Source organism: Amycolatopsis sp. NPDC051102 (assembly GCF_040682815.1).
In the GTDB taxonomy this organism is placed as follows: domain Bacteria; phylum Actinomycetota; class Actinomycetes; order Mycobacteriales; family Pseudonocardiaceae; genus Amycolatopsis.
In genome coordinates this window covers 161,185-185,649 of record NZ_JBFBBT010000002.1, presented here as the reverse complement: position 1 = coordinate 185,649, position 24,465 = coordinate 161,185, and the positions used below count along the sequence as shown (strand labels likewise).

Annotated in this window: 20 protein-coding genes; 8 read left to right on the top strand and 12 right to left on the bottom strand. The window is 71.5% G+C overall.

What is annotated here, in order from left to right:
• Together AB0M93_RS06815 and AB0M93_RS06810 are read left to right on the top strand one after the other, a co-directional pair.
• Positions 1–3,090: a DUF87 domain-containing protein gene (locus AB0M93_RS06815; protein WP_364269217.1), complete on the top strand. Its 3,090-nt coding sequence runs from the start codon at positions 1–3 to the stop codon at positions 3,088–3,090.
• Positions 3,091–3,158: 68 nt separating this feature from the next.
• Positions 3,159–3,707: a dihydrofolate reductase family protein gene (locus AB0M93_RS06810; protein ID WP_364269215.1), complete on the top strand. Its 549-nt coding sequence runs from the start codon at positions 3,159–3,161 to the stop codon at positions 3,705–3,707.
• A gap of 39 nt (positions 3,708–3,746) precedes the next feature.
• Here AB0M93_RS06810 and AB0M93_RS06805 read toward each other — a convergent pair whose 3' ends face one another.
• The 4 genes from AB0M93_RS06805 to AB0M93_RS06790 all read right to left on the bottom strand — a co-directional run bounded on the left by AB0M93_RS06805 (position 3,747) and on the right by AB0M93_RS06790 (position 9,380).
• On the bottom strand, positions 3,747–4,589 hold the full coding sequence (locus AB0M93_RS06805; protein ID WP_364269213.1) for an Asp23/Gls24 family envelope stress response protein: 843 nt from the start codon (positions 4,587–4,589) through the stop codon (positions 3,747–3,749).
• 227 nt (positions 4,590–4,816) lie between these two features.
• Entirely contained in the window at positions 4,817–6,037 is a 1,221-nt protein-coding gene (locus AB0M93_RS06800) for an SGNH/GDSL hydrolase family protein (RefSeq protein ID WP_364269211.1), read from the bottom strand.
• Positions 6,034–8,331, bottom strand: a complete 2,298-nt coding sequence (locus AB0M93_RS06795) for a glycoside hydrolase family 3 N-terminal domain-containing protein (protein ID WP_364269209.1) — start codon at positions 8,329–8,331, stop codon at positions 6,034–6,036. Before AB0M93_RS06795 ends, AB0M93_RS06800 begins: the two co-directional genes overlap by 4 nt.
• A gap of 38 nt (positions 8,332–8,369) precedes the next feature.
• Complete coding sequence (locus AB0M93_RS06790) at positions 8,370–9,380, bottom strand: LacI family DNA-binding transcriptional regulator (RefSeq protein ID WP_364269207.1); 1,011 nt, start codon at positions 9,378–9,380, stop codon at positions 8,370–8,372.
• A 134-nt stretch (positions 9,381–9,514) separates the two neighbouring features.
• Here AB0M93_RS06790 and AB0M93_RS06785 point away from each other — a divergent pair, with 134 nt between their 5' ends.
• From AB0M93_RS06785 to AB0M93_RS06770, 4 genes are read left to right on the top strand one after another with little or no spacing between them, the layout of a single operon-like run.
• Complete coding sequence (locus tag AB0M93_RS06785; RefSeq protein WP_364269205.1) at positions 9,515–10,813, top strand: extracellular solute-binding protein; 1,299 nt, start codon at positions 9,515–9,517, stop codon at positions 10,811–10,813.
• On the top strand, positions 10,810–11,781 hold the full coding sequence (locus AB0M93_RS06780; protein WP_364269203.1) for a sugar ABC transporter permease: 972 nt from the start codon (positions 10,810–10,812) through the stop codon (positions 11,779–11,781). Before AB0M93_RS06785 ends, AB0M93_RS06780 begins: the two co-directional genes overlap by 4 nt.
• Positions 11,781–12,605, top strand: a complete 825-nt coding sequence (locus AB0M93_RS06775; RefSeq protein ID WP_364269201.1) for a carbohydrate ABC transporter permease — start codon at positions 11,781–11,783, stop codon at positions 12,603–12,605. The genes AB0M93_RS06780 and AB0M93_RS06775 overlap by 1 nt, the downstream gene beginning before the upstream one ends.
• 15 nt (positions 12,606–12,620) lie before the next feature.
• Entirely contained in the window at positions 12,621–15,653 is a 3,033-nt protein-coding gene (locus AB0M93_RS06770) for a glycosyl hydrolase 115 family protein (RefSeq protein WP_364269199.1), read from the top strand.
• Between the two features lie 170 nt (positions 15,654–15,823).
• Here the strand turns inward: AB0M93_RS06770 and AB0M93_RS06765 are convergent, their stop codons facing one another.
• On the bottom strand, positions 15,824–16,891 hold the full coding sequence (locus tag AB0M93_RS06765) for a LacI family DNA-binding transcriptional regulator (protein ID WP_364269197.1): 1,068 nt from the start codon (positions 16,889–16,891) through the stop codon (positions 15,824–15,826).
• Between the two features lie 80 nt (positions 16,892–16,971).
• Here AB0M93_RS06765 and AB0M93_RS06760 point away from each other — a divergent pair, with 80 nt between their 5' ends.
• The gene (locus tag AB0M93_RS06760) at positions 16,972–17,988 is read left to right on the top strand and encodes an endo-1,4-beta-xylanase (RefSeq protein ID WP_364269195.1); all 1,017 of its coding nucleotides are present in this window, start codon (positions 16,972–16,974) and stop codon (positions 17,986–17,988) included.
• Here the strand turns inward: AB0M93_RS06760 and AB0M93_RS06755 are convergent.
• From AB0M93_RS06755 to AB0M93_RS06725, 7 genes are all read right to left on the bottom strand, one after another.
• Positions 17,978–18,520 (bottom strand): polysaccharide deacetylase family protein, encoded by a 543-nt coding sequence (locus AB0M93_RS06755; RefSeq protein WP_364269193.1) that lies wholly within the window; start codon positions 18,518–18,520, stop codon positions 17,978–17,980. The two genes, AB0M93_RS06760 and AB0M93_RS06755, sit on opposite strands and share 11 nt — an antisense overlap.
• 64 nt (positions 18,521–18,584) lie before the next feature.
• Positions 18,585–19,517 (bottom strand): acyl-CoA desaturase, encoded by a 933-nt coding sequence (locus AB0M93_RS06750; RefSeq protein ID WP_364269191.1) that lies wholly within the window; start codon positions 19,515–19,517, stop codon positions 18,585–18,587.
• 286 nt (positions 19,518–19,803) lie between these two features.
• Positions 19,804–20,007 carry a cold-shock protein gene (locus AB0M93_RS06745; protein ID WP_004558414.1) on the bottom strand — a complete coding sequence of 68 codons (204 nt, stop codon included), beginning with the start codon at positions 20,005–20,007 and terminating at the stop codon, positions 19,804–19,806.
• A gap of 100 nt (positions 20,008–20,107) precedes the next feature.
• The gene (locus AB0M93_RS06740; RefSeq protein WP_364269190.1) at positions 20,108–21,373 is read right to left on the bottom strand and encodes a cyclopropane-fatty-acyl-phospholipid synthase family protein; all 1,266 of its coding nucleotides are present in this window, start codon (positions 21,371–21,373) and stop codon (positions 20,108–20,110) included.
• Between the two features lie 11 nt (positions 21,374–21,384).
• The gene (locus tag AB0M93_RS06735) at positions 21,385–22,767 is read right to left on the bottom strand and encodes an FAD-binding oxidoreductase (RefSeq protein ID WP_364269188.1); all 1,383 of its coding nucleotides are present in this window, start codon (positions 22,765–22,767) and stop codon (positions 21,385–21,387) included.
• A 92-nt stretch (positions 22,768–22,859) separates the two neighbouring features.
• Positions 22,860–23,399: a hypothetical protein gene (locus AB0M93_RS06730; RefSeq protein ID WP_364269186.1), complete on the bottom strand. Its 540-nt coding sequence runs from the start codon at positions 23,397–23,399 to the stop codon at positions 22,860–22,862.
• The gene (locus AB0M93_RS06725) at positions 23,396–23,833 is read right to left on the bottom strand and encodes a DUF6292 family protein (protein WP_364269184.1); all 438 of its coding nucleotides are present in this window, start codon (positions 23,831–23,833) and stop codon (positions 23,396–23,398) included. The genes AB0M93_RS06730 and AB0M93_RS06725 overlap by 4 nt, the downstream gene beginning before the upstream one ends.
• 186 nt (positions 23,834–24,019) lie before the next feature.
• Between AB0M93_RS06725 and AB0M93_RS06720 the strand changes: the two genes are divergently transcribed.
• On the top strand, positions 24,020–24,454 hold the full coding sequence (locus tag AB0M93_RS06720; RefSeq protein WP_364269182.1) for a DUF6292 family protein: 435 nt from the start codon (positions 24,020–24,022) through the stop codon (positions 24,452–24,454).
• Positions 24,455–24,465: the final 11 nt, after the last annotated feature.

Sequence of the window (24,465 nt, the reverse complement as noted above, 5' to 3'; positions counted from 1 at the left end):
ATGGACGAGCTGAAAGCACTGGCGACACTGAGTTTCGACTGGGCGGACACCCCCGATCACGTCTGGCGGGATTCGCCCTACCACGTCGACGGTCTGCACACCGACGCGCTCGCCGCCCTCGACACGGGCATCCGCGAGGCTGTGGCCAGCGACGGACCCAGCCCGATCGGACTCGTCCTGCAGGGGCTGAAGGGGGTCGGCAAGACTCACCTCCTCGGCTTGGTCCGGCGCCGGGTGCACCGGGCACGCGGGTACTTCTTCCTCGACGATGTGACCGCGGCGGAGGCGTTCTGGGAGAACACGGCCGAGGCCCTGCGCCGTGGGCTGGCCCGGCCGGACGATTCGGGCGAGTCGCAGCTGAGGAAATTCCTTCTCCGGGTTTGCCTGCGCGCCCACGTCGATGCCGAGGTCGAGGCCAGGATCAGGGATGGCCGCGGGCTGACCGTGGACGATGTCGAGGCGTTCGTCGGTGGGGTGGAATCGCTCGACGAGGTGGTCGCCGACGAGTGCGGCGATACGGCCCGGGCCCTCGTGCTCATCGCGAGCCGGGACCGCAGCGCCAAGTACATCGGTGATGACTACCTCGACGGCGATGCCGAGCTGACCGCGGAAGCCCGCAAGTGGAACATCTACTCGCGGCCGAAACCATCCCGGGTTCTGGTGCAGGAGATCACGCGGCTGCTCGCTCTCACCGGCCCGGTCGTGATCGCTGTGGACCAGCTCGACACCCTCGTCGCCCGATCGGTGCAGCGCACCGAGGCGATCGGGGACAGCGGCGAGGAGGATCTGCTCGTCGCGCAGATCGCCGACGGGCTCATGGGGCTGCGGGAAGTCACCCGCAAGACCCTCACCGTGCTGGCCTGCCTCCCCAGCACGTGGGAACAGATCAGGACGAAGGCGGCGGGCACCGTAACCGATCGTTTCCGCGAAACGGTGGCACTCGGCCGGATCACGGATGCCGGAGTGGGTCGGGCGTTGGTGGAGAAGCGGCTTGGCGTGGCCTATCGAGCCATGGATTTCACACCGCCGCATCCGACTTGGCCGGTGGCACCCGTGGCGTTCGACGAACCTTGGGATCAGTGGACTCCGCGGCAACTGCTCAAGCGCATCGGCGCGCACATCGATCTGTGCCTGCGCAGCGGGCAGGTCAGGGAATTGACCTCGTTCGACGAAAAGGTTCCGCTGCCCGTCGTGCCCCGACGTACCGAGGTGGAGAACGACCGGTTCGCCGAGCTCGACGCCGAGTTCGAGAAGCTGCAGGCGGAGGCGGACCCGGGCGCGCTGCTCGCCGAGAAGACGGTGGACAAGGTGATGCCGGACCTCCTCTCCGCGGCCCTGCGGTGCTGGGTCACCGAAGTGGGGGACGACGAGCTGGAGTGGTCGTGCGAGCGCCAGAACGGGCGGAGTGAGGTGCACGCCTGGCTTTCGCGCACCCTGGACGAGGCCGCGGATCTGCAGGAGCACTGGGCGTTCCGGGCGATCGCGGCCCGCGACCCGCGTGCCGCGCTGAGCCGGTTCCGCAAAGCCCGCTCGGCGGCGGGGCAGCTGCAGGGAGCCGCCAACCGCCACCTCATCATCCTCCGGGAGGAGTGGCGGGGCGGGATCAAGACGAAGCAGGAGGTCGAGAAGTTCACCGCCGCCGGCGGGCGGACGATCCGGCTTTCCGATGCCGACGTGCGAACTTTCGCGGCGCTGCAGCAGATGCTCGGCCACGGTGGCCGCGAGCTGCACGAGTGGCTGATCGACCGCCGGCCCGCCAGCCGGTCGGATCTGCTGTCCGCCGTGCTGCCCGACAAGCCCTCCGCGCCGGCCGAAACGGCGTCCGGGCAGCCCTCCGCAGCCACGCAGCCGCCGCCCGCCGAGGGGGCGATCACCCTCGGGACCGTCGTCGGCTCCGGTGAGCCCGTGCGGATCGAACTCTCCGCTCTCCGCAAGCACGCCGCCGTCTTCGCCGGGTCCGGTTCCGGGAAGACGGTCCTGCTGCGGCGGGTCGTCGAGGAATGTGCCCTGCTCGGGGTCTCCGCCATCGTTCTCGATCCCAACAACGACCTCGCCCGGCTCGGGGATCCCTGGCCCGAACCGCCCGATGGCTGGCGCGACGGTGACGCCGAGCTCGCCGAGAAGTACCTCGCCGGAACCGATGTCGTCGTCTGGACGCCCGGGCGGGCCACCGGGCGGCCGCTGGCCTTCCGGCCGCTGCCCGACTTCGGCGGGGTGCTCGACGACACCGACGAGTTCACCGCCGCTGTCGAGGTCGCCGTCGCGACGCTCGCTCCGCAGGCGCGGCTCACCGGGACCACCGCGAAAGCCAACATCGGGCTGGCCGTGCTGCGGCAGGCCGTCGTCCACCACGCGCGGACGGGGTCGCGGAGCCTGCCGGACCTGATCGAGCTGATGGCCGACCTGCCCGAGGACGTCAGCAACCTCAACGACGCCAAGCGCATCGCCGCCGACCTGGCCGAGGTGCTGAAAGCCGCCATGGTCAACGATCCGCTCTTCGCCGGCGGCGGGGAGCCGGTCGATCCGGCGGCGTTGCTGACGCCGGTGGCGGGGAAGCGGGCCCGGGTCTCCGTGATCAGCTTCGTCGGGTTGCCTGCCGAAGAGCAGCGGCAGAACTTCGTCAACCAGCTGCAGATGGAACTGTTCGCCTGGGTCAAGCGGAACCCGGCCGGCGAGCGGCCGCTGGGCGCGCTGTTCGTGATGGACGAAGCGCAGACGCTGGCGTCGTCCGGGACCCTCACGGCGAGCACGCGCAGCACGATCGTGCTGGCTTCGCAGGCGCGCAAGTACGGGCTGGGGCTGCTGTTCGCCACGCAGGCGCCCAAGGGCCTGCACAACCAGGTGGTCGGCAACGCGATGACGCAGTTCTTCGGGCGCCTCAACAGCCCGGCCCAGATCGCGGCGGCCAACGAACTGGCCCGCGCCAAGGGCAGCCCGGTCGCGGACATCTCGCGCCTGGAGCGCGCGCAGTTCTACGTGGCGGGGGAGGCGTTCGGCTTCCGGCAGGTGGCGACGCCGCTGTGCCTGTCGCACCACCCGGCGAGCCCGCTGCGGCTGGAGGAGGTGCTCGCCCGGGCGAGGAAGAACTGAGGGGCTGTCGATCCGGGCGGGGTTCGTTCGACGCGGGGGTGAAGCGAACCCGGCCGGAAGGGGCCCCGATGATCCGCCTGTACACGACGATTTCTCTCGACGGCTACGTGGCCGGGCCGGACGACCGCCCCGGCCAGGAGCTCGGCGTCGGTGGCGGCCGGCTCTTCGACTGGCTCGACGATCGCCACGGGGACGGCCCCAGCGCGCAGGTCGTCCGCGAGGCGACGGCGACGGGTGCGCTCATCACCGGCCGCCGCACGTTCGAGCTGGCGGGCCGCTGGGGCGGCGACCACCACGACGGCGTGCCGATCCACGTACTCACCCACCGCGTCGATCCCGCCGACATCCCGCCCGGGAGCGCCCGGTTCTTCACCGATGTCACGGCGGCCGCGGAAGAAGCCCGCGCCGCGGCGGGCGATCGCGGGGTCATGGTGCACGGCGCCGGGGCCGCGCAGGCGCTGCTGGCGGCGGGGCAGCTCGACGAGCTCGAACTCCACGTCGTCCCGGTGCTCCTCGGCGGCGGGCGGCGGCTGTTCGGCGACACGAAGGCCGAGCTCGAACTCCTCCGGCGCCTCGCGGACCGCGACGTGCTCCACCTGCGCTACCGGGTGCGCTGACCGCGGTGCCCGGCCCCGGAGGACCGGGCACCGGGGGGATCAGCCCGCTTCCGGGAAGTGGATGTCGGTGACGTGCACGTCCACGACCTCGACGTCGAGGCCCAGGTACTGCTCGACGGCGTCGATCACGGCGACCCGGATCTGCTCGCCCAGCGCCTTGATCGCGTGGCCGAACTCGACCACCACCGGGATGGTGATCCAGGCGACCTCGTCGGCCAGCTCGACCTTGATCCCGCTTTCGTCGACGCTGTGCACGCCCTCGGCCCGGCCGGCGATCCGGAGCACGATCTTGCCGACCACACCGTCGGCGACCGTGGTGCTGCCCCGGGTGCCCGCGGCCGGCCGGGCCGCCGCCGGCTCGTCCTCGGCGGCGACCGGTTCGGCTTCGGTGACCGGCTCGACTTCGATGACCGGCTCGACTTCGATGACCGGCTCGGCCTCGACCACTGCCGCGTCCTCCGAAACCGGCTCGTCCTCGGCAGCCGGTTCGGCTTCGGCGACTGCCTCGTCTTCCGAACCCGGCTCGGCTTCGGCGGTGGCCAGGTCCGTGTCGTCGTCTTCGGCGTCGGCGAGATCTTCCTCGGCCTCCGCAACGTCTGCGTCCGCGTCTTCGGTCTCGGCCACGGCCGGCTCGGCGGCGTCCTCTTCGGAGTCCCCGGTCTCGGCCGCGTCGTCGTCGGCGGTTTCCGTGGTGGCTTCCGCCTCCGGTACGGATTCCGTTTCCTCGACGGCGACATCGGTCTCGTCGGCCGCGTCGGTCTCGATGGCGGGCGCCTCGGCGACCACCACCGGCTCGGGCTCGACGGTGCCGTAGGCGTACCCGCCCGAGCCGGGGTTTTCGTTCTTGGGGCGGCCGAAGATGCTGTTGATGACGTCGGACATGGTTTCCCTTTCCGGGAGCGACGACTTCCTGTGGGGACGAGCAGACGGCGACATACTAGGGGCAGCACCGTGATCCGCGGCACAGGGGCCCCGGCTTCGAGACTCGCTTGTGTCCCAACAGGTATCCGGCGCGATCACCGTCCGTCAGACCGAGGTCGGCGAACAGTGATCAGCGCCGGGAAAACCGCGTCCGGAAATTGTCCACTATTCCGTGGGAAACCTTTCCTTCACGAAAACAGGCGCAGCGGGACGCTCGAACCGAGCGCGCGATATCCCGCCGGGTTGAGGTGGAGGTGGTCGCCGACGTCGTAGGCCGGCAGCAGCTGCGCCGGGGCCGCCGGGTCGCGGGCCACCTTGTCGAAGTCCAGGAGCGCGTCGAAGTGGCCCGGCTGGCGGATCCACGCGTTCACCTTCTGCCGCGCCGCTTCGCGTTCCGGCACGTCGTAGGCGGTGTTGCCGCCGAACGGGGTGATCGTCGCGCCGTAGACGCTGATGTCCTGGGCGTGCGCGCGGACCAGGATCTGGTCGTACGCGTCGATCAGCTGGTCGGCCACCGCCGCCGCGTCGGCCGGGGCCGCCGTGCCGATGTCGTTCACGCCCTCGAACACGATGGCCCACGAAACACCGCTCGTGGACAGCAGATCCCGGTCCAGGCGGGCCAGCACGTTCGGGCCGAGGCCGTCCTGCAGGACGCGGTTGCCGCCCGCGGCCTCGTTCACCACGGCGACGTCGTGCAGGCGCGCGGCCAGGACGTCCGGCCAGCGGTCGTTGCCGTTGGTCGTCGAACCGCGGCCGTCCGAAATGGAGTCGCCGATCACCGCCACCGCCGACGCGGGCGAAAGCACCTCGACGCCGCTGAAGAAGTACCAGTGGTCCACCGGGGTCGCGCCCGGCAGGTCGAGGGCCGCCACCTGGTTGCCCGCCAGCAGGTAGGACGTCGTGCGGGAGCCGGGGTGCGAGGTGATCGACGTCGACGCCTGGCCGTGCGCCAGGTACGCCGTCACCGCGATGTTCTCCGACGGCCGCACCGGGAACGGCAGCGGGTCCGACACGACCTGCGCGCCCATCGGCACCACCGTCGACGGCTTGCCGTGGAACGTCACCGGCACGACGCTGCCGGGGACGACCGCCGCGACGCCGGGGGCGCCACCGGCCGGCCGCGCCACCGACACCGCCGTGAGCGGCAGGGGCGCGCCGCCGAAGGCGTTCGAGAACCGCAGCCGGATCCGCGGGCCGCCGGCCGTCACGTGCGCCGTTTCGCGCACCGACGCGTTGTCCAGCACCCGGTCGGTGCCGGTGAACGGTGCCGGCGGCATATTGCCCGGCTCCGTGAGCTGGGGCATCGACGTCCAGGTCGCCACCCAGTGCGACGGCAGGGGACGGCCGGAGGCACCGACGAAGAGTGCGGTCAGCACGGCCAGGAACAGGATCACCAGCGGACGCTTCATATCGAGAACTCCGGGGCCAGGACCCGGTCGTAGCCGACGAAGCGGCGCGGCCCGGTCAGCGTGCAGTGCAGTGTCGCCACGATCTGCTCGCTCGAGGTGCCCACGCGCAGTTCGACGTCGCCGGGGTCGACCTGGCGGCGGCCGTCGCGGCCGGTGTAGGACGTCAGGTCCGCGTGCAACGCGATGTCCAGCACCGTCGTCGCGCCGGAGGCCACGGTGACGCGGCGGGCCGCGACCAGCTGGCGCTCGGGCCGGGCGACCTCGGCCACCGGGTCGTGCAGGTACACCTGGACGACTTCGGACGTCTCGCGCTGGTGGTCGTTGCGCAGGGTCACCCGGACCCGGCACACGCCGTCGGTCGGCCACAGCGAGCCGGTCGCGCTGACGTCGAGCCAGGTGGCCGGGCTGTAGGACAGCCCGTGGCCGAACGGGAACAGCGGCGACGGGTCCACTGTGGACACTTCGCTGCGCCGGCCGAGCGGCGCCGCCAGGTAGGTCGACGGCTGGCTCGCGCCGGCCGCCGGGAAGCTCACCGGCAGCCGCCCGGCCGGGTTGAGCCGGCCGCTGAGGACGTCGGCGAGCGCCGGCGCGCCCTCCTCGCCGGGGTAGAAGCCGCAGACGACCGCGGCGAGCCGGGGGAGCTGCCGCGAAAGCTCGTACGGCCGCCCCGAAAGCAGGACGAGCACCACCGGCTTGCCCGTGTCGAGCAGGGCGTCCAGCAGTTCCTCCTGCCGCCCGGGCAGCCGCAGGTCGGGCGCGTCGCAGCCTTCGCCGGACGTCCCGCCGCCGAACAGCCCGGCCCGGTCGCCCAGCACGGCCACGCACACCGAGGCGTCCGCGCACGCCGCCACCGCCTGCGCGATTTCGTCGTCGTCCCCGCCGGTCACCGGGCAGCCCAGGGCGTAGGTGACGTCGTAGACCGGACGCAGGGCGTCCAGCACGGTCGGCACCGAGACCCCGAACGGGACGTCGGGGTGGTGGACGCCGACGTGCAGCGGGAACGAGTAGCAGCCGAGCATCGCGCCCGGGGTGTCCGCGCGCGGACCCACCACGGCGACGCCGGTGCCGGGGGCGAGCGGGAGCGTGCCGTCGTTGTGCAGCAGCACGATCGAGCGTTCGGCGACTTCGCGGGCCAGCGCCCGTGACTCGGCGTCGTCGAGGTCGATCTCCTCGGGCACCTCCGGCGCCCAGTCCGCGTCGAGCAGGCCCAGCTCGCACTTCTGCCGCAGCACCCGCTCGAGGGCGCGGTCGACGGCGGCGACCTCGACCGCGCCCTCTTCCACCGCGGCGAGCAGCGGCTCGCCGTAGCAGTCCATGGTGGGCAACTCGACGTCGACGCCCGCGGTGAGCGCCTGCCGGGCAGCGTCGCCGCGGTCGGCGGCGACCCCGTGCAGCCGGTGCAGGAACGCCACCGAGAAGTAGTCGGCGACGACCGTGCCGTCGAACCCGTAGGTGTCGCGCAGCAGGCCGGTCAGCAACGTCGTGTCGGCGGCGGCCGGGACGCCGTCGGTGTCGGTGTAGGCGTTCATCACCGAGCGCGCGCCCGCCCGCAGCGCCAGTTCGAACGGCGGCAGCAGGACGTCGGCGATCTCCCGCGGCCCGGCCGAAACCGGTGCGAGGTTGCGCCCGGCGCGCGAGGCGGAGTAGCCGACGAAGTGCTTGAGCGTGGCGACGATGCCGGCCGACTCCAGGCCGGCGACGTAGGCGCTGCCGATCGTCCCGACGAGGTACGGGTCCTCGCCGATCGTCTCCTCGACCCGCCCCCAGCGCAGGTCGCGGGCGACGTCGAGGACCGGCGCGAGTCCCTGGTGCACGCCGAGCCCGCGCATGGTCCGTCCGATCTTCGCCGCCATCCGGCGCACCAGCTCGGGGTCGAAGGTCGCCCCCCACGACAGCGGCGCGGGGTAGATCGTCGCCTGCCACGCGGCCAGGCCGGTCAGGCACTCCTCGTGGACGACGGCGGGAATCCCGAACCGGCTGCTGGTGACGATCTGCCGCTGGGTGCGCGCGAGGCTGCGCGCCCCGATCACCGGGTCGACCGGCCGGGTGCCGAACGCGCGGGTCAGCTGCCCGATGCCGTGGCGGACCAGGTCGTCGAAGTCGACCGCCGCGTCGACGAACTCGTGCTGGTGCGGCGCCATCTCGCCGCCGGAGTCGATGCCGACCCAGACGCCGTAGAGCTGGGCCAGCTTCTCGCGCAGGGTCATCCGCGCCAGCAGGGCGCGGACTCGCTCGCCCGGATCGGCCGCGGGGTCGCGCCACGGCTCTCCGGCCGTGGTGGGCTGCGTGGTCAAGGGTTTCCGCCCTTCGTCTGGGGAGGCGTGGGAACGGCTCAGGAGAGGGCGCGGGTGGAGTGCCGCACCACCAGGCCGGTGTCGAGGGTGACGTGGGTCGGCCCGACCTCGTCGCCGTTGATCAGCGCGATGAGCATCCGGATCGCCCGGTGGCCCATCTCGCGGATCGGCTGGTCCACTGTGGTCAGTGGCGGGCTGCAGAGCGCGGACTCGGGCACGTTGTCGAACCCCACCACGGACAGGTCGCCGGGCACGGTGAGCCCGAGTTCGCGGGCCGCACCGACGGTCGCGATGGCCGAGATGTCGTTCGCGGCGAACACCGCGGTCGGCCGGTCCGGTCCGGTCAGCAGGGCGTGGGCCGAGGCCGCGGAGACCTCCGGGTCGTAGGCGCCGATCCGGATCAGGGCCTCGTCCGCGGCGATGCCCGCGGCCGCCAGCGCGCGCAGGTACCCGGTCTTGCGCAGTTCGGCCGACTGCAGGTCGGGGCGGCCGGAGAGGAACGCGATCCGCCGGTGCCCCAGCTCCAGGAGGTGCTCGGTGGCCAGCTGCGCGCCGCGCAGGTTGTCGGAGTCGATGGTCGGCAGGTGCGACGGCCCGGTGTGCGGGTCGACCGCGACGACCGGCGTGCCGGGCACGGCTTCCAGCGAGACGGCCGGCGTGACCAGCACGGCGCCGTCGACGAGGGTGCCGCTCAGCCGGGAGAGGTAGCGCTTCTCCCAGCCCACCGGGTCGCCGGTGCGCCCGCCCGCGGAGTAGACGACCAGTTCGAACCCGCTGCCGCGGATGGCGTCCGCGGCTCCCTTCAGCAGCTCGGTCGAGAACGGTTCGAGGTCGGCGACCAGGATCCCGATGACGTTCGTCCGGTGGTTTCTCAGGCTCTGCGCCACGAGGCTCGCCTCGTAGCCGAGCTCTTCGATGACGGCGCGGACGCGCGCGAGCGTCGCGGCGGAGACGCCGTAGCGCTCGTTGATCACTTTGGAGACCGTGGCCACCGAGACGCCGGCCCGGGCGGCGACGTCACGGATGGTCACCCTGGAACTGGGCTGCATCGGCTCAGACTAACCATGGAAAACGTTATCGACAACGATTGACATCGCATTTGTCCCGGGAGCAGACTCTTCGCCAACCCGGGCGCCCAGCCGCCCCGTCCAACTCGGCCGAAGTCGTCAGGAGTGGACCCACGATGTTTGTGAAACGCCGCAATACCGTTCTCGCCGCCCTGGCGGCCGTCGTCCCGCTCGCGCTCGCCGCGTGCAGCGGTGGCGGCGGCAACACCCCCGCTCAGCCGAGCGGTCCGGTGACCCTGACCTGGTGGCACAACGGCACCACCGATCCGATCAAGTCGGTCTGGGCGAAGGTCGTCGCCGACTACCAGAAGGCGCACCCCGAAGTCACGATCAAGGCGCAGCCGCTGCAGAACGAGGACTTCAACACGAAGGTGCCCCTCGCCCTGCAGTCGGCCGAGCCGCCGGACATCTACCAGTCCTGGGGCTCGGGTGACCTCGCCGGGCAGATCACCTCGGGCAAGGTCGCCGACATCACCGACGACACCAAGTCGTGGATCGAGCAGGCCACCGGCAAGTTCGGCGAAAAGTGGCAGGTCGACGGCAAGCAGTACGGCGTGCCGTTCACGCAGCACTTCGTCGGCTTCTGGTACCGCAAGGACCTGTTCCAGCAAGCGGGGATCACCGCCCCGCCGAAGACCATGGACGAGCTGAACGCCGCCGTCTCGGCGCTGAAGGCCAAGAACATCGCGCCGATCTCCGTCGGCGGCAAGGACCGCTGGCCGGATGCCTTCTACTTCAACTACTTCGCCATCCGCGAATGCTCGACCGCGGTGCTCCAGCAGTCGGTGAAGGCGGTCAAGCTCGAGGACCCGTGCTGGACGAAGGCCGGGCAGGACCTGAAGAACTTCCTGGCCACCCAGCCGTTCCAGACCGGGTTCGCCGGCACGCCCGCCCAGCAGGGCGCGGGCAGCTCCGCCGGCCTCGTCGCCAACGGCAAGGCCGCGATGGAGCTGCAGGGCGACTGGGAGCCCGGCACGATGTCGTCGCTGACCGAGGACAAGGACCTGGACTCGAAGGTCGGCTGGTTCCCGTTCCCGACCGTGACGGGCGGGCAGGGCGACCCGGCGGCCGCGCTCGGCGGCGGTGACGGTTTCGCCTGCACCACCCGTGCCTTCAAGGCCTGCACGGCCTTCCTGCAGTACCTGGTCAGCGAGCCGGTGCAGACCGAGCTCGCCGCGAAGGGGACCGGCCTGCCCGTGAACGCCGCGGCCGCGAAGTCGCTGAAGACCGACACGCTGCGGCAGGTCAACGACTACGGCACGAAGGCACCGTACGTGCAGATGTACTTCGACCGGGCCTTCCCGACGGCGGTCGGCGCCGCGCTGAACGACGCGGTGGCCAACATGTTCGCCGGCCAGGGCACCCCCGAAGGCATCGTGACCGCCGTCAACCAGGCCGCGGCGGGCAACAAGTGACCACGGCGACGACTCCGGCGCGGGCGGCGGCGCGGCCGCCCGTGCCGGCGGTCCGCGCCCGGGCGAAACGCTCCGGCCTCGGCAAACGCCTGGAGCTGGTGGTGCTGCTCGGGCCGGCCCTGCTGGTGTTCGCCGGGTTCGTCCTGGTGCCGATCGGGATCGCCGCCTTCTACAGCCTGTTCAAGTGGAACGGCTTCGGCGCGCTCGACGACTTCGTGGGCTTCGACAACTACGCCGACGCGTTCAACGGCACCGTGTTCCAGAGCGCCATCGTGCACAACCTGATCATCGCCGGGCTGTCGATCGTGGTGCAGCTGCCGCTGTCGATCGGGCTGGCGATGCTGCTCAACCGGAAGCTGCGGGGCCGCGCCGTGCTGCGCGCCCTGGTGTTCGCGCCCTACGTGCTGTCCGAGGCGATCACCGCGGTCATCTGGTCGCTCATGCTGCAGCCGAACAGCTTCGTCGACCAGGTGCTCAGGAGCGCCGGGCTCGGCGGGCTGGTGCACAACTGGCTGGCCGACCCGGGCATCGTGCTCTACACGCTGTTCGCGGTGATCACCTGGAAGTACGTCGGGTTCGGCATCATCCTGCTGCTCGCCGGGCTGCAGGGCGTGCCGGCCGAGCTGCGCGAAGCCGCCGCGCTCGACGGCGCTTCGGCGTGGCAGACGACCCGGCACGTGGTGCTGCCGCTGCTCGGGCCGACCATCCGGATCTGGATCTTCCTGTCGGTGATCGGCTCGCTCCAGCTGTTCGACGTCGTCTGGATCATGACCACCGGCGGCCCGGCGAACGCCTCGACGACGATGGCGACCTACCTGATCGACCACGGCTTCAAGCGCTACGAGTTCGGGTTCGGCTCCGCCGTCGCGGTGATCCTCTTCGTCATCTGCTTCGTGTTCGCCCTGCTGTACCAGCGGTTCGCGTTGCGCCGCGACACCCAGGGTGCCCTGACCAGGATGGTGGGCTGATGCGGTCCGGCAAGTTCGGCCTGTCGATGGGCTACCTCGCGGCGATCGTCATCGTCGGCGTGACGGTCGTGCCGTTGCTGTTCGTCGTGCTCGGCGGGTTCCGCACCAACGCCCAGATCAACACCGACCCGGCCGGGCTGCCCGGCCCGTGGGTGACCGACAACTACGCCTCGGTCCTGGGCTCGAGCGCGTTCTGGACGTTCCTGGGCAACAGCGCACTGATCGCCGTGATCGCGACCGCGCTCGCGGTCGCGCTCGGGTCGATGGCCGGGTACGCCCTCTCGCGGTACCAGTTCAAGGGCCGGGAGGCGTTGTACACGCTGTTCACCATCGGTCTGCTGTTCCCGCTGACGGTGGCGACGCTGCCGCTGTACCTGTGGCTGCGCCAGCTGGGCCTGCTCGAGAGCTTCTGGGGGGTGGCGATCCCCGAGGCGGCGTTCTCGCTGCCGGTGACCATCGTGATCCTGCGGCCGTTCATGCACGCGATCCCGGGCGAGATCGAGGACGCGGCGGTGCTCGACGGCGCCACCCGGCTCGGGTTCTTCTGGCGGATCCTGCTGCCGCTGTCGACGCCCGCGCTGACCACGGTCGCCGTGCTGGCCTTCGTCACCAGCTGGAACGCCTACCTGCTGCCGCTGCTGGTGTTCAACGACTCCGGGCACTTCACGCTCCCGCTCGGCGTCGCGATGTTCCAGTCGCAGTTCTCCCAGGACACCGCCAGGGTGCTGGCGTTCACCGCGTTGTCGGCGATCCCGGCGCTCGCGTTCTTCGTGCTCGCCGAACGGCGCATCGTCGGCGGGCTGACCGGATCCGTGAAGGGCTGACTCAGGAGGTCTGCCGTGCCGTCCGAGGTCCACCGTCGTGCCTTCTTGCAATTGCTCGCCGTCGCCGGGGCGGGGTCTGTGGCCCTGCCCGGCCTGGCCGAAGCCGGAACCGGATTTCCGCTGGTGGCGCGGGGGAAGGCCGCGACGATCGTGGTCGGCTCGGGCGACCTGCCCGGCGTGCGCCGGGTCGCCGGCGACCTGGCCGCCGACGTCGAGCGCGTCACGGGCGTGCGGCCCGCGGTGTCGTTCGACGTCGTCCCCCGCGAGGGGCCGGTGGTCGTGGTCGGCACCCTCGGCCACAGCCCGCTGGTCGACGGCCTGGTGGCGGCCGGGAAGCTCGACGTCACCGGGATCGCCGGCCGGTGGGAGACGTCGCTGAGCCAGGTCGTCGACGGACGGCTCGTCCTCACCGGCAGTGACCAGCGCGGCGTGATCTACGGCGTCTACGAGGTGTCGCGGCGCATCGGCGTCTCGCCCTGGTACTGGTGGGCGGACGTGCCGCCGCGGCGGCAGGCGGAGCTGCACCTGCCGCGCGAGCGGTTCAGCCTGGGCACCCCGCACGTGAAGTACCGCGGGTTCTTCATCAACGACGAGAACCCGGCGCTCGGCACCTGGGCCCCGGCCTTCTTCGGGCCGGGGCAGGCGCCCGGGTTCCCGAACGGCTTCAACCACCTGTTCTTCGCGAAGGTCTTCGAAACCATGCTCCGGCTGCGGGCCAACTACCTGTGGCCGGCGGTGTGGGGGCGGGCGTTCGCCGAGGACGACCCGCTCAACCACGCCACGGCCAAGGAGTACGGCATCGTGATGGGCACCTCGCACGAGGCGCCGATGATGCGCGGGATCGAGGAGTGGAACCGGCACGCGGTGCCCGCGGTCCGCGACGCGGCCGGGAACATCACCACGCCGGGGCACGACCCGTACGGCGGCACGGGGGAGTGGAGCTTCCGCCGCAACGGCGAGGCGATCAAGGCCTACTGGACCGACGGGATCCGCCGAATGGTCCGCGAGGACTTCGAGGGCGTCGTCACGCTCGGCATGCGCGGCAACGGCGACGTCGGCCTGCCCGACGGCGACGGCATCGAGCTGATGCGCGAGATCATCGCCACCGAACGCGAGATCCTGGCCCGCGAAACCGGCCGGGACCTGACCACGGTGCCGCAGGTCTGGACGCTGTACAAGGAGGTCCAGCGGTACTGGGCGCAGGGCCTGCGGCCGCCGGACGACGTCATCGTGGTGTTCACCGACGACAACTGGGGCAACATCCGCAAGATGCCCGACCTGTCGCTGCCGCCGCACCCCGGCGGCTACGGGCTGTACTACCACTTCGACTACGTCGGCGGCGGCCGCAACTACAAGTGGGTCGACACCGCGCTGCTCGCGAACACCTGGGAGCAGCTGCACCAGGCGAGCGCCTACGGCAACGACCGCCTGTGGGTGGCGAACGTCGGCGACATGAAGGGCAACGAGCTGCCGCTGCAGTTCTTCCTCGATTACGCCTGGGACCCCGCCGCGCTGCCGGTGGAACGGCTGTCCACATGGGAGCGTCAGTTCGCGGAGACGAACTTCGGCGCGTCGGTGGCGGCGGACGTCGCCGGGGTGCTGCACGACTACGGACGCCTGCAGTCGCGTCGCAAGCCGGAGCTGCTCAACCGGCGGATCACCCTGCAGGCGGACGGCAGCATCACCTACGACGACCAGATGACGCCGTTCAGCCTGGTCGATTACCGGGAGCTGGAGCGGGTCACCGGTGAGTGGCGCGATCTCGCCGCGCGGGCGTCGAAGATCGGCGCGCGGCTGCCGAAGGCGTTCCAGGACGCCTACTACGAACTGGTGGGTTACGAGGTCGAGGCGTCGGCCAACCTGTACGCGCTGCGGCGGGCCGAGTTCACGAACCTGCTGTACGCGGCGCAGGGCCGGGCCTCGGCCAACGGCCTGGCCGCCGTCGCGGAGGCCCGCTTCGCCGACGACCTCGCCCTGGCGGCGAAGTACAACACCGGCATCGCCGGCGGCAAGTGGCAGGGGTTCCAGACCCAGCCGCACATCGACTACGGCGACGTCGCCCGCTACGGCCCGAACGCACCGTGGCAGCAGCCCGAGCTGAACAACGTGGCGTTGCCGGACGTCCTCTTCCCGGCGGTGAAACGCCTCGACCTGCCCGCGACGGCGGCACTGGGGGTCGCCGTCGACGGCTCGGACCAGGCGTGGCCCGGCGCCCCCGGCCGGCCGGCGCTGCCGGGGTTCAGCCCGTACCAGAGCGCGCCACCGCAGTACATCGACGTCTTCAACCGCGGCCGGACGCCGTTCCGCTGCACCGTGGCGCCGGGCGCGCCGTGGGTGCTGGTCGAGCCGCGGGGCGGCCGCGTGGAGGAGGAGCTGCGGATGACCGTGCGGATCGACTGGACCCGGGCGCCGAAAGGCACCACGACCGTGCCGATCACGGTCTCGGGCGCGGGCAGTTCGGTCTCGGTGGACGCCGTGGTGCGCAATCCGGTGTTGCCTCCTCACGGGTTCATCGAAGCGGGCGGGTACGTCTCGATGGAAGCCGAGCACTGCAGCGCGAACGTCGGTGCGGCAGACGTGGCGTGGCGGCGGATCCCGGACATCGGCCGGACGGGGGCGGGGATGACGCCGTTCCCGGTGACGGCGGCGAGCCGCGCGCCGGGGTCGGGGCCACGCCTGGAATACCGGATGACGCTGTTCACGACGGGCCCGGTGACGGTGTGGGCGTACCTGTCCCCGCGCAACAACGTCCTGCCGGGCGACGGGCTGCGGTACGCGGTCTCGTTCGACGACGCGGCCCCGCAGGTCGTGAACATCACGAAGGCGACCGGGGCGGACGACACCTCGATGAACCGCCAGTGGGAGCGGACGACGTCGGACAACGTGAACCTGACCTCGACGCGGCACGTGGTGGCCGCGGCGGGCCGGCACGTGCTGAAGTTCTGGATGGTGGACCCGGCGGTGATCGTCCAGAAGCTGGTGATCGACACGGGCGGGCTGCGGGCGAGCTACCTGGGCCCGCCGGAGAGCATGCGGTGGCCGTGGTGAGCGAGGCGAAGAGGCGCGGCCCGGGTCCACGCCGGCGGGGAAGGCCGCAGAACGCCCACCCGCCGGGGGCGCCCCCCGTTTTCCACTCTACCGGTGGGCACCGACAATTCCGGGGCCCGCAGACCGTTGCCCGACCGCCGGCGCCGCGCTCGCCGGCCGTGGGTCACGCCCTACCGCCCGCCGGTCAGCACCCGGTGGCCGTGGTGGGCCGGGGCCGCGGTGCTGTGGCGGACGACCAGGCTCGTCGCCAGCTCCAGGCGGTGGCTCTCCGGATCCACCCCGCGGGCCAGCGAGATCGCCAGCCGGGCGCCCGCCGCCGCCATCTCCTGGAGCGGCTGGCGGACCGTCGTCAGCTCCGGGGTCAGCCAGCGGGCGATCGGCAGGTCGTCGAAGCCGACCACCGAAAGGTCGTCCGGGATGCGCAGCCCCGCACCGCGCGCGGCCTCGTACACGCCGAGCGCCTGCAGGTCGCTGCCCGCGAACACCGCCGTCGGGCGGTCGGGGAGGGTGAGCAATGACGCCAGTTCCCGGTAGCCCGACCGGACGTGGAAGTCGCCGCGGCGGACCAGGGCCGGGTCGAACGCCAGGCCCGCCGTCTCCAGCGCCGTGCGGTAGCCGTCGATCCGGGCGCGGCTGCACAGCACCCCTTCCGGGCCGCCGATCATCGCGATCCGGCGGTGCCCCAGCTCGATCAGGTGCCGGGTGGCCGTCAGCCCGCCCTGCCAGTTCGTGGCCCCGATCGAGGGCGTCTCCGGTCCGGGCGCGCCCGCCGGGTCGACCACGACCAGCGGGATGTCCCGCGCGCGGAGTTTCGCCAGCTGCCCGCCGGTGAAGTCGGAGCAGACCGAGACGATGCCGACGGGGCGCCGGGCGAGCACGCTCTCCAGCCAGCTCTGCCCCGGCGTGTGCCGGCCGGAAGATTCGGCCAGCACCACCGCCATTCCGTTTTCGCGGGCGACGCACTCGACACCGCGGATGATTTCCAGCGCCCAGGTGCTTTCGAGTTCGTGGAACATGAGTTCCAGCAGCCGGGAACGACGGGAGCGTTCGTCGGCCCGGCGCCGGTAACCATATTTGCCGATGACCGCTTCGACGCGGGCTCGGGTGGTTTCGGCGACGTCGGGCCGGCCGTTCAGCACTTTCGAAACAGTCGGCACGGAAACACCGGTCTCGGCGGCGATCCGGGCGATGGTCACCCGGGACGCACTCGGCTCGAGACCGTCGGACTTCGTTGTCATGAAGGAGATTCTAGGTCATCGAAACCCGATTTGAAACGGTTGGAAACTTTCGGAGCACCATTGTCACGCGGAGGACGAAGATGTCGCGAAGAATTCCGGGGAAGCGCATCCTGATGGCGGTTGCGGCGGTCATGGGTATTGCGGTGTGGCAGGCGCCGGCGGCTTCGGCCTCGGTGCCGCTGCAATACACCACGAACCGTTACGTCGGCAGCGCGGTGGCGGCGGCGTACCTGGCGTCGGAAACCGATTACCGGGCGGTGCTCACCCGGGAATTCGACAACGTGACCCCCGAGAACGAGATGAAGTGGGGCACGGTCGAAGCCGTGCGCGGCCAGTACGACTGGTCGGGCGCCGACGCGATCGTCGAGTACGCCCGGGCGCACCACAAGACCGTCCGCGGGCACACCCTGGTCTGGCACTCGCAGCTGCCGGACTGGGTCGCCGCGCTGCCCGCCGACGAACTGCGTCAGGTCCTGCGCGACCACATCACGACGGAGGTCAAGCGGTACAAGGGGAAGATCCGCGCCTGGGACGTCGTCAACGAGATCTTCAACGAGGACGGCACCCGCCGCGACACCGTCTTCCGGCAGAAGCTCGGCGACGGTTTCGTCGCCGACGTCTTCCGCTGGGCGCACGCGGCCGACCCGCACGCGAAGCTCTACCTCAACGACTACAACATCGAAGGGATCAACCCGAAGAGCGACGCGGTGTACGACCTGGTGAAGACGCTGCGGCGGCAGGGCGTGCCGATCGACGGCGTCGGCGTCCAGGGGCACCTGTCGATCCAGTACGGCTTCCCGGCGCAGTACCGCGAGAACCTGGCGCGCTTCGCCAAGATCGGCGTGGAAACCGCGGTCACGGAGGCGGACGTCCGGATCCCGACGCCGCCGGACGCGGCGAAGCTCGCCACCCAGGCGAGCTACTTCGGGCAGCTGTGGGACGGCTGCCACGCGGTCCGCAAGTGCGTCGAGTTCACGACGTGGGGCTTCACGGACCGGCACTCGTGGGTCCCGGACGTCTTCCCGGGTGAAGGCGCGGCCTGCCTGTTCGACGAGAACCTGCGCCCGAAGCCGGCGTACTTCGCGCTCAACTCCTGACCGGGCCGGGTCGCAGCCCGCGCGCGGCGAGCGCGGCGAGGATGCGGGGGACCGCGTCGAGGGTGGCCGGGCGGCCTTCGTGCATCAGCACGACGCCGCCCGGCCGGACCCGGTCCGCCGCGGCGACGATCTCGTCCGCGGTGCAGCCGGCCCAGTCGCGGGTGTCGACGCTCCACAGCACCTCGGTGAGCCCGTGGGCCGCCAGCATCGCCCGGACCGACGCGTCCGTGTCGCCGTAGGGCGGCCGGAACAGCACCGGGCGGACGCCGGTCAGCCGGGCCAGGAGGTCCTGCGTGCGCCGGACCTCCTGGTCGCGTTCGGCCGCGGGCAGGGTGCACAGGTGCGGGTGCGTCCAGGTGTGGTTGCCGATGACGTGCCCGGCCGCCGCGATGGCCCGGACCAGGTCCGGGTGCGCCGCGGCGTGCTCGCCCCACAGGAAGAACGTCGCGCGCGTGTCGCCGAGCGCGGCCAGCAGGTCCGGAGTCGTCTCCGGGTACGGGCCGTCGTCGAACGTCAGCGCGACGGTGTCCACCGGTCCAAAGTCACCCCGGCCGGCCGCGCCGGGCAAGGACTTTCGAGGTGTTTCGCCGGAAGGGTCAGCGGGTCAGCGCCGCCAGCCGCTTGGCCGTCGGCCAGCGCACGTTCCACGCCCAGCCCAGCTTCTCGAACGCCCAGATCACCCGGGCGGAGACGTCGAGCTGGCCGCGCAGCACGCCGTGGCGAGCCGACGTCGGGTCCGCGTGGTGGGTGTTGTGCCAGGACTCGCCCATCGACAGGATCGCCAGCGGCCAGAAGTTCGCCGACCGGTCCCGGCTGGTGAACGGGCGCTCGCCGATCATGTGGCAGATCGAGTTCACCGACCACGTCACGTGGTGCTGGAAGGAGATCCGCGCCAGCCCCGCCCACAGGAACGCGGTCAGCGCGCCCCACCACGACAGCGTGAGCAGGCCGCCGAGCAGCGTCGGGAGCAGCAGGCTCAGCACCACCCACAGCGGGAAGAGCCGGTCGACGACGCGCAGGTCGCGGTCGGCGGCCAGGTCCGGGGCGAACCGGTCGACGTTGGTCTTGTCGCGGCCGAAGAGCCAGCCCATGTGGGCGTGCCAGAAGCCGCGGGCCAGTGCCACTGGGGACGTACCGAACAGCCACGGTGAGTGCGGGTCGCCGTCCCGGTCGGAGAAGGCGTGGTGCCGGCGGTGGTCGGCGACCCAGCCGATCACCGGGCCCTGCGCCGCGAGGCCGCCGGCGATGGCCAGCGCGATCCGCAGCGCCCGCTTCGCCCGGAACGAGCCGTGGGTGAAGTAGCGGTGGTAGCCGACCGTGATGCCCAGCGTCGACACCACGAAGAACGCGCCGCCGAGGGTGAGGTCGAGCCAGCTGACGCCCCAGCCCCAGAACACCGGGACGGCGGCGGCGAGCGCGAGGAACGGGAGGATCAGGAACGTGCGGATGGTGATCAGCTCGGGGATCGTCTGCTTGCCGTCGAGCACGGGTTTCGGGGTGGGCCGGGCAGCCTTCACGGAGGCGGTCATGCGGTACTCGTTTCGAAGTCAGCACACGCGGGTCGGGGCCCGCGCGGAGGCCGGGGGCGGGAACACCCGGCGGTCAGCGGTCTGTGGTGGGCCGGGCTCGTCGCCGCTCCTGCCGGCGCTCGGCCTCGATGGCCACGGCCGAGGGGGGACACCGGCGGGCCGCCGACGTCCGAGGGGGTCCCTCGACGTCCTCCACGTTACCGGACTGTTGTGAATCCGCAGTGTGGCCGGAACGAGTAAGGCCCCCGCCCCAGGAAGGGGCGAGGGCCTTAGGGTGCCTCGTGGCTCAGATGACGCTGACGCGCTGGGCCTGCGGGCCCTTCTGGCCCTGGCCGATTTCGAACTCCACGCGCTGACCCTCGTCGAGCGACTTGAAGCCGCTGCCCTGGATCTCGGAGTAGTGGACGAACACGTCCGGACCCCCGCCGTCCTGCGCGATGAAGCCGAAGCCCTTTTCGCCGTTGAACCACTTGACACTGCCCTGAGCCATACCCATACCTACTCTTTGTAGTGAGCCTGGATGCCCCGTTCGGACATCCGGTCTCAAGACCATTATCCCATCACCGGGCCGAAGAGGCCACCCCCGGTCGTCAAACTCCCCAATCGGGGCGCAGCGGCATGCTCATCCCGCCCTCGCGGTCGGTCCGCACGCCCAGGATGTGGTGCAGTTCGATCTCCCGCCGTTCGAACGCGAGCCGGCAAGCGGCCAGGTAGAGCGCCCAAACCCGGCTGCGCCCGGCACCGGCTTCGGCGACCGCCTCGTCCCAGTGTTCGTCGAGGTTGGCGCACCACCCGGCCAGCGTCTTCGCGTAGTGCTCGCGCAGGTTCTCCGAGTGCCGGACCTCCAGCCCGGCGTCGTGCATGGCCGTCATGAGCTCGCCCGGCGCCTCGAGCTCGCCGTCCGGGAAGACGTAGCGGTCGATGAACCCCCGCGACCGGTGGGCGACGCTGGAGTCCGGGTTGGTGATGCAGTGGTTGAGCAGCCGGCCGTGCGGCTTGAGCTTGGCGGCCAGGAAGCGGAAGTAGCCGGGGACGTTGCGGGCGCCGATGTGCTCGGTCAGCCCGATCGAGGAGATCGCGTCGAACCCCGTCTCGGTGACGTCGCGGTAGTCCAGGTGGCGGATCTCGGCCCGGTCCGCCAGGCCCAGCGCGACGATGTTCTTCTGCGCCCACTGCGCCTGTTCCCGCGAAAGTGTGACGCCGAGGGCCTCGACGCCGTAGTGCCGGACCGCGTGCGCGACCATCCCGCCCCAGCCGCAGCCGACGTCGAGCAGCCGCATCCCCGGCTTGAGGCCGAGCTTCCGGCAGATCAGGTCGAACTTGTTGGCCTGCGCTTCCTCCAGCGTCGCGTCCTCGGTGGGGAACACCGCGCACGTGTACGCCATCGACGGGCCGAGGACCAGCTCGTAGAACCGGTTGGACACGTCGTAGTGGCTGGCGATGGCTTCGCTGTCGCGCTGCTTCGAGTGCCGCAGCGCGGTCATCCCCCGCCGGAACCGGCTCGGGTGCTCCTCGGCCGGCGGCTTGACCGGCCGCAGGTGGCGCGGGCCGAGCTTGCGCAGCAGCCACAGCCGGTCGGCCGGGGTCAGCTGGTCGACCTGGGCCGACAGGGCGTGCAGCGCCGTGTAGAGGTCGCCTTCGACGTCGAGCGCGCCGGCGACGTACGCGCGGGCGAGGCCGAGGTCGCCGGGGGAGGACATCAGGTAGTCCAGCGCCAGCGGGGAGCGCACCCGGATGGCCACCGGGGCGTCGGCCGGGCCGCTGCTGCTGCCGTCGTAGGCGGTGATCGACACGGTGGCGCGCGGGCCGAGGAGCCGCTCGAAGACCGCGCCGACCGTGGTGCTTTCCTGGGTCACGTTCGTTCCTTTCACCGGCGGCGGACGCACTTCTCGTAGAGGCCGAGCAGCCGCTCGCCCGGGTCGTAGGCCTGCTTGAGTTCGCGGTAGGTGTCGCCGTTGTAGAGCCGCCAGAACTCGTCTTCGGTGTAGAAGCTGTCCGAGTAGAGCGACTTGTGGCCGCCGAGCCGGGTGACCTCGGCTTCGACCAGCCGGTTGTGCACGCCGTCGCGCTCGCCGGGGTCGAGCGGCACGGCCGACCAGAACCCGAAGTTGACGTACAGCTCTTCGGGGTCCAGTTCGTAGAGCGGCCAGCGGACGCCGCCCGGCCGTTGCCGCAGCGGGCAGATCCAGACCGGGCTGATCGGGATCTCGCGTTCGAAGAACTCGAGGAACTCCGCGGCCCGGCCGAGCGGGACCTCGATGTCCTGCACGATCGTCTCCTCCGGCGGCAGCCGCCGGAGCTTCAGCAGCCTTTCGGCGATCCGGAACCGGCGGTCGAGCGCGACGAGCTTCCAGTACACCGACGACCGGAGCAGCCGGCGGCCGAGCAGCAGCCGCGGCAGCCGGTGCTGGACGCCGAAGGCGCGGGAGCACCAGAACCAGTCGGTGTCCCAGCGCCAGAGGTAGTCGCGGACGGTCAGGTGGTCGGTTTCCCGGCGCTGGATGGACCGGTAGTAGATGTCCAGCCAGGTGTAGTCGCTGGTCGCGGGCGCGGTGTCGGTGAAGGAGGCGAGGGTGAGGTACAGCTCGTCGGGGCCGAAGACGGTGCCGTCGACGAAGTCGTGTTCGCCGCTGTCGCAGGCTTCGCGCAGGGCGCCGAAGTAGGTGTCCCGGTCGTGGAAGCGGACGTGCCGGAGCTCGACGAACGGCTTCACCGGCTCCAGCAGGATCTTCAGCCGCAGCGCGTAGCCGAGGGTGCCGTAGGAGTTGGGGAACCCGCGGAACAGGGCGCGGTGCTCGTTGTCCGGCGTGGCGACGACGATCCGGCCGTCCCCGGTGAGCACCTCGAGCTCGAGCACCGACTCGTGCGGCATGCCGTTGCGGAAGGACGAGGACTCGATGCCGAGCCCGGTGACCGCGCCGCCGAGGGTGATGGTCTTCAGCTGCGGCACGACCAGCGGCATCAGGCCATGCGGCAGGGTGGCGTCGACGAGCTGCTCGTAGGTGACCATCCCTTCGACGTCGGCGGTGCGGGTCTCGGGGTCGACGCGCAGCACGTGGGTGAAGCCGGAGACGTCCAGCCCGGGGTGCTTCGCGGCGGCCCGGGAGCGGAAGAGGTTGGAGGTCCGCTTCGCGAGCCGGACGGTCGCTTCGCCGGCGATCGCGGTGAGCTGCCGCCGCAGCGCGTCTACGCGGGCTTCGTGTTCGGGGAACGGCGGGGCTTGCGGAACCCCGGCCTGATCGATGGTCACGAACCCGATCCTGCCTCACCCGGGGTTCCGGTGGCGCGCCGGACGTCCTGAAAAGACTCATTCCCCGTAAGTGCTTCACGACGCGGCGGCGCTCAGGCGACCGCGCGGAGCGGGGCCTGTTCCGCCAGGCGGGATTCGGCGTCGGCGAGGACGGCGTCGATCTGCCGCAGCCGGTCGGCCGTGCGCCGCTCGATCTCGGCCAGCCGGGCGGCGCGGCGGCGGGCGTCGCCGACGATGCGGCCGGCCTGCGCCCGGGCGTCGGCGGTCCGCCGGTCCGCGGCGGCTTCGGCTTCCCGGACGATCGCCGCGGCCCGCTCCCGCGCGGTTGCGACGATCCCGTCCGCTTCCGCGTGCGCGAGGTCGAGCAGGTGCCGGACCCGGTCGCCGACGGCGGCCGGGTCGGCGGGGGTGCGGCAGAGCCGGTCGGTGCGGGCGCGCAGCTCGGCGTGCTCGGTGCGGGCCCGTTCGAGCTGCCGGGCCAGGTTTTCGGCCTCGGCGACGGCGGCGTCGCGGTCGGTGCTCAGCCAGCGGATTTCGGCCAGCAGCTCGTCGATCCGCTCGTCGACCTGCTCGCGGTCGTAGCCGCGCAGCCGCAGCGCGAAGCTCTCGGGCAGGGGCAGCGGCGCCGTCATCGCGCCGCGGCGGGCCGGCGCAGCAGCGCGGCGAGCGCGTCGGCGTCCTCCGCGCTCCGCAGCCGCACCGGGTCCGGCCGCCCGAAGCTGTGGTCGTCCTCGTACAAGGCGGTGACGAACCGCGCGACCCGGCTCGGTGCGGGGGCCACCGTGGGGCCGCCCAGGTAGCGCAGGACGATCAGGTCCTCGCCCGAGTGCGTCTCGATCGCCGCCGCCCAGCCGTGGACCTCGTCCCAGAGCAGGGCCAGGTCGCGGTCGGGGTACTGCGGCAGCCGGGTGTCGAGGGCCACGTAGGCGGAGATCGGGCTGTCGTGGTCGACGGTGCACGACTCGAGCCCGATCCCGAGCTCGGCGGTGACGTCGAGGAGGTAGCCGAGCAGCGCGGGGACGGCGGGGTGCTGGTAACCGGTCGGGAGTTCGATCGATGCGGTCACGGGGTGTGTCGCCTTTCTCTTCGGATGCTCCCGTTTCTAGCATGTCATCGCAACGATGACAACTGAGATGTCGCCGGATAGACGACATCGGCGCCCGGTTCGCCGGGATTGAGCGACGGGAGGCCGGGGTACCCGATCGAGTGATCGCGGAGGATCCCGCGGCGGGACGGGGAAAGCGAGGCGGCGTTGAGCATTCTGATCGACTTCGGGCGCGACACGGAGTTCTCGTTCGAGCGGCGGTTGCGCGGCTACCTGGGCGCGGTGGCCCGGGCGGTGGGGGTCGGGCTGGAGTCCTGCACGCTCGACACGGGCACGCCCGCGGCCGCCTACATCGCGCTGGACTGGCGGCTGTCCCGGTTCCCCGGCCACGACCTGGCCCTGGTGTGGGACGAAGTGCACGGCTGGGCGGCCGCCATCGAAGACGCCGCCGGCGCGACGGTCCTGACCTACCTGGGCGGCGAGATCCTCCCGGAGCCCCGCTCCGTGGTCCGCTTCCTGGCGGCGGTCCGCGCGGACGACCCCGAAGCGGGCACCCTCGAAGCCCCGGTGCTGCGCGAGGCCGGTGACCACGAGCAGCTGCTGAACCTGGTCCCGGAGGTGGCGCCGGCCGGCCGCGGCTAGGCAGACTGGAG

Excerpts from the sequence above, each read along its gene's own strand:
- AB0M93_RS06815 (WP_364269217.1), top strand. The coding sequence starts at position 1 with ATGGACGAGCTGAAAGCACTGGCGACACTGAGTTTCGACTGGGCGGAC.
- AB0M93_RS06810 (WP_364269215.1), top strand. The coding sequence starts at position 3,159 with ATGATCCGCCTGTACACGACGATTTCTCTCGACGGCTACGTGGCCGGG.
- AB0M93_RS06805 (WP_364269213.1), bottom strand. The coding sequence starts at position 4,589 with ATGTCCGACGTCATCAACAGCATCTTCGGCCGCCCCAAGAACGAAAAC.
- AB0M93_RS06800 (WP_364269211.1), bottom strand. The coding sequence starts at position 6,037 with ATGAAGCGTCCGCTGGTGATCCTGTTCCTGGCCGTGCTGACCGCACTC.
- AB0M93_RS06790 (WP_364269207.1), bottom strand. The coding sequence starts at position 9,380 with ATGCAGCCCAGTTCCAGGGTGACCATCCGTGACGTCGCCGCCCGGGCC.
- AB0M93_RS06785 (WP_364269205.1), top strand. The coding sequence starts at position 9,515 with ATGTTTGTGAAACGCCGCAATACCGTTCTCGCCGCCCTGGCGGCCGTC.
- AB0M93_RS06775 (WP_364269201.1), top strand. The coding sequence starts at position 11,781 with ATGCGGTCCGGCAAGTTCGGCCTGTCGATGGGCTACCTCGCGGCGATC.
- AB0M93_RS06765 (WP_364269197.1), bottom strand. The coding sequence starts at position 16,891 with ATGACAACGAAGTCCGACGGTCTCGAGCCGAGTGCGTCCCGGGTGACC.
- AB0M93_RS06760 (WP_364269195.1), top strand. The coding sequence starts at position 16,972 with ATGTCGCGAAGAATTCCGGGGAAGCGCATCCTGATGGCGGTTGCGGCG.
- AB0M93_RS06750 (WP_364269191.1), bottom strand. The coding sequence starts at position 19,517 with ATGACCGCCTCCGTGAAGGCTGCCCGGCCCACCCCGAAACCCGTGCTC.
- AB0M93_RS06745 (WP_004558414.1), bottom strand. The coding sequence starts at position 20,007 with ATGGCTCAGGGCAGTGTCAAGTGGTTCAACGGCGAAAAGGGCTTCGGC.
- AB0M93_RS06730 (WP_364269186.1), bottom strand. The coding sequence starts at position 23,399 with ATGACGGCGCCGCTGCCCCTGCCCGAGAGCTTCGCGCTGCGGCTGCGC.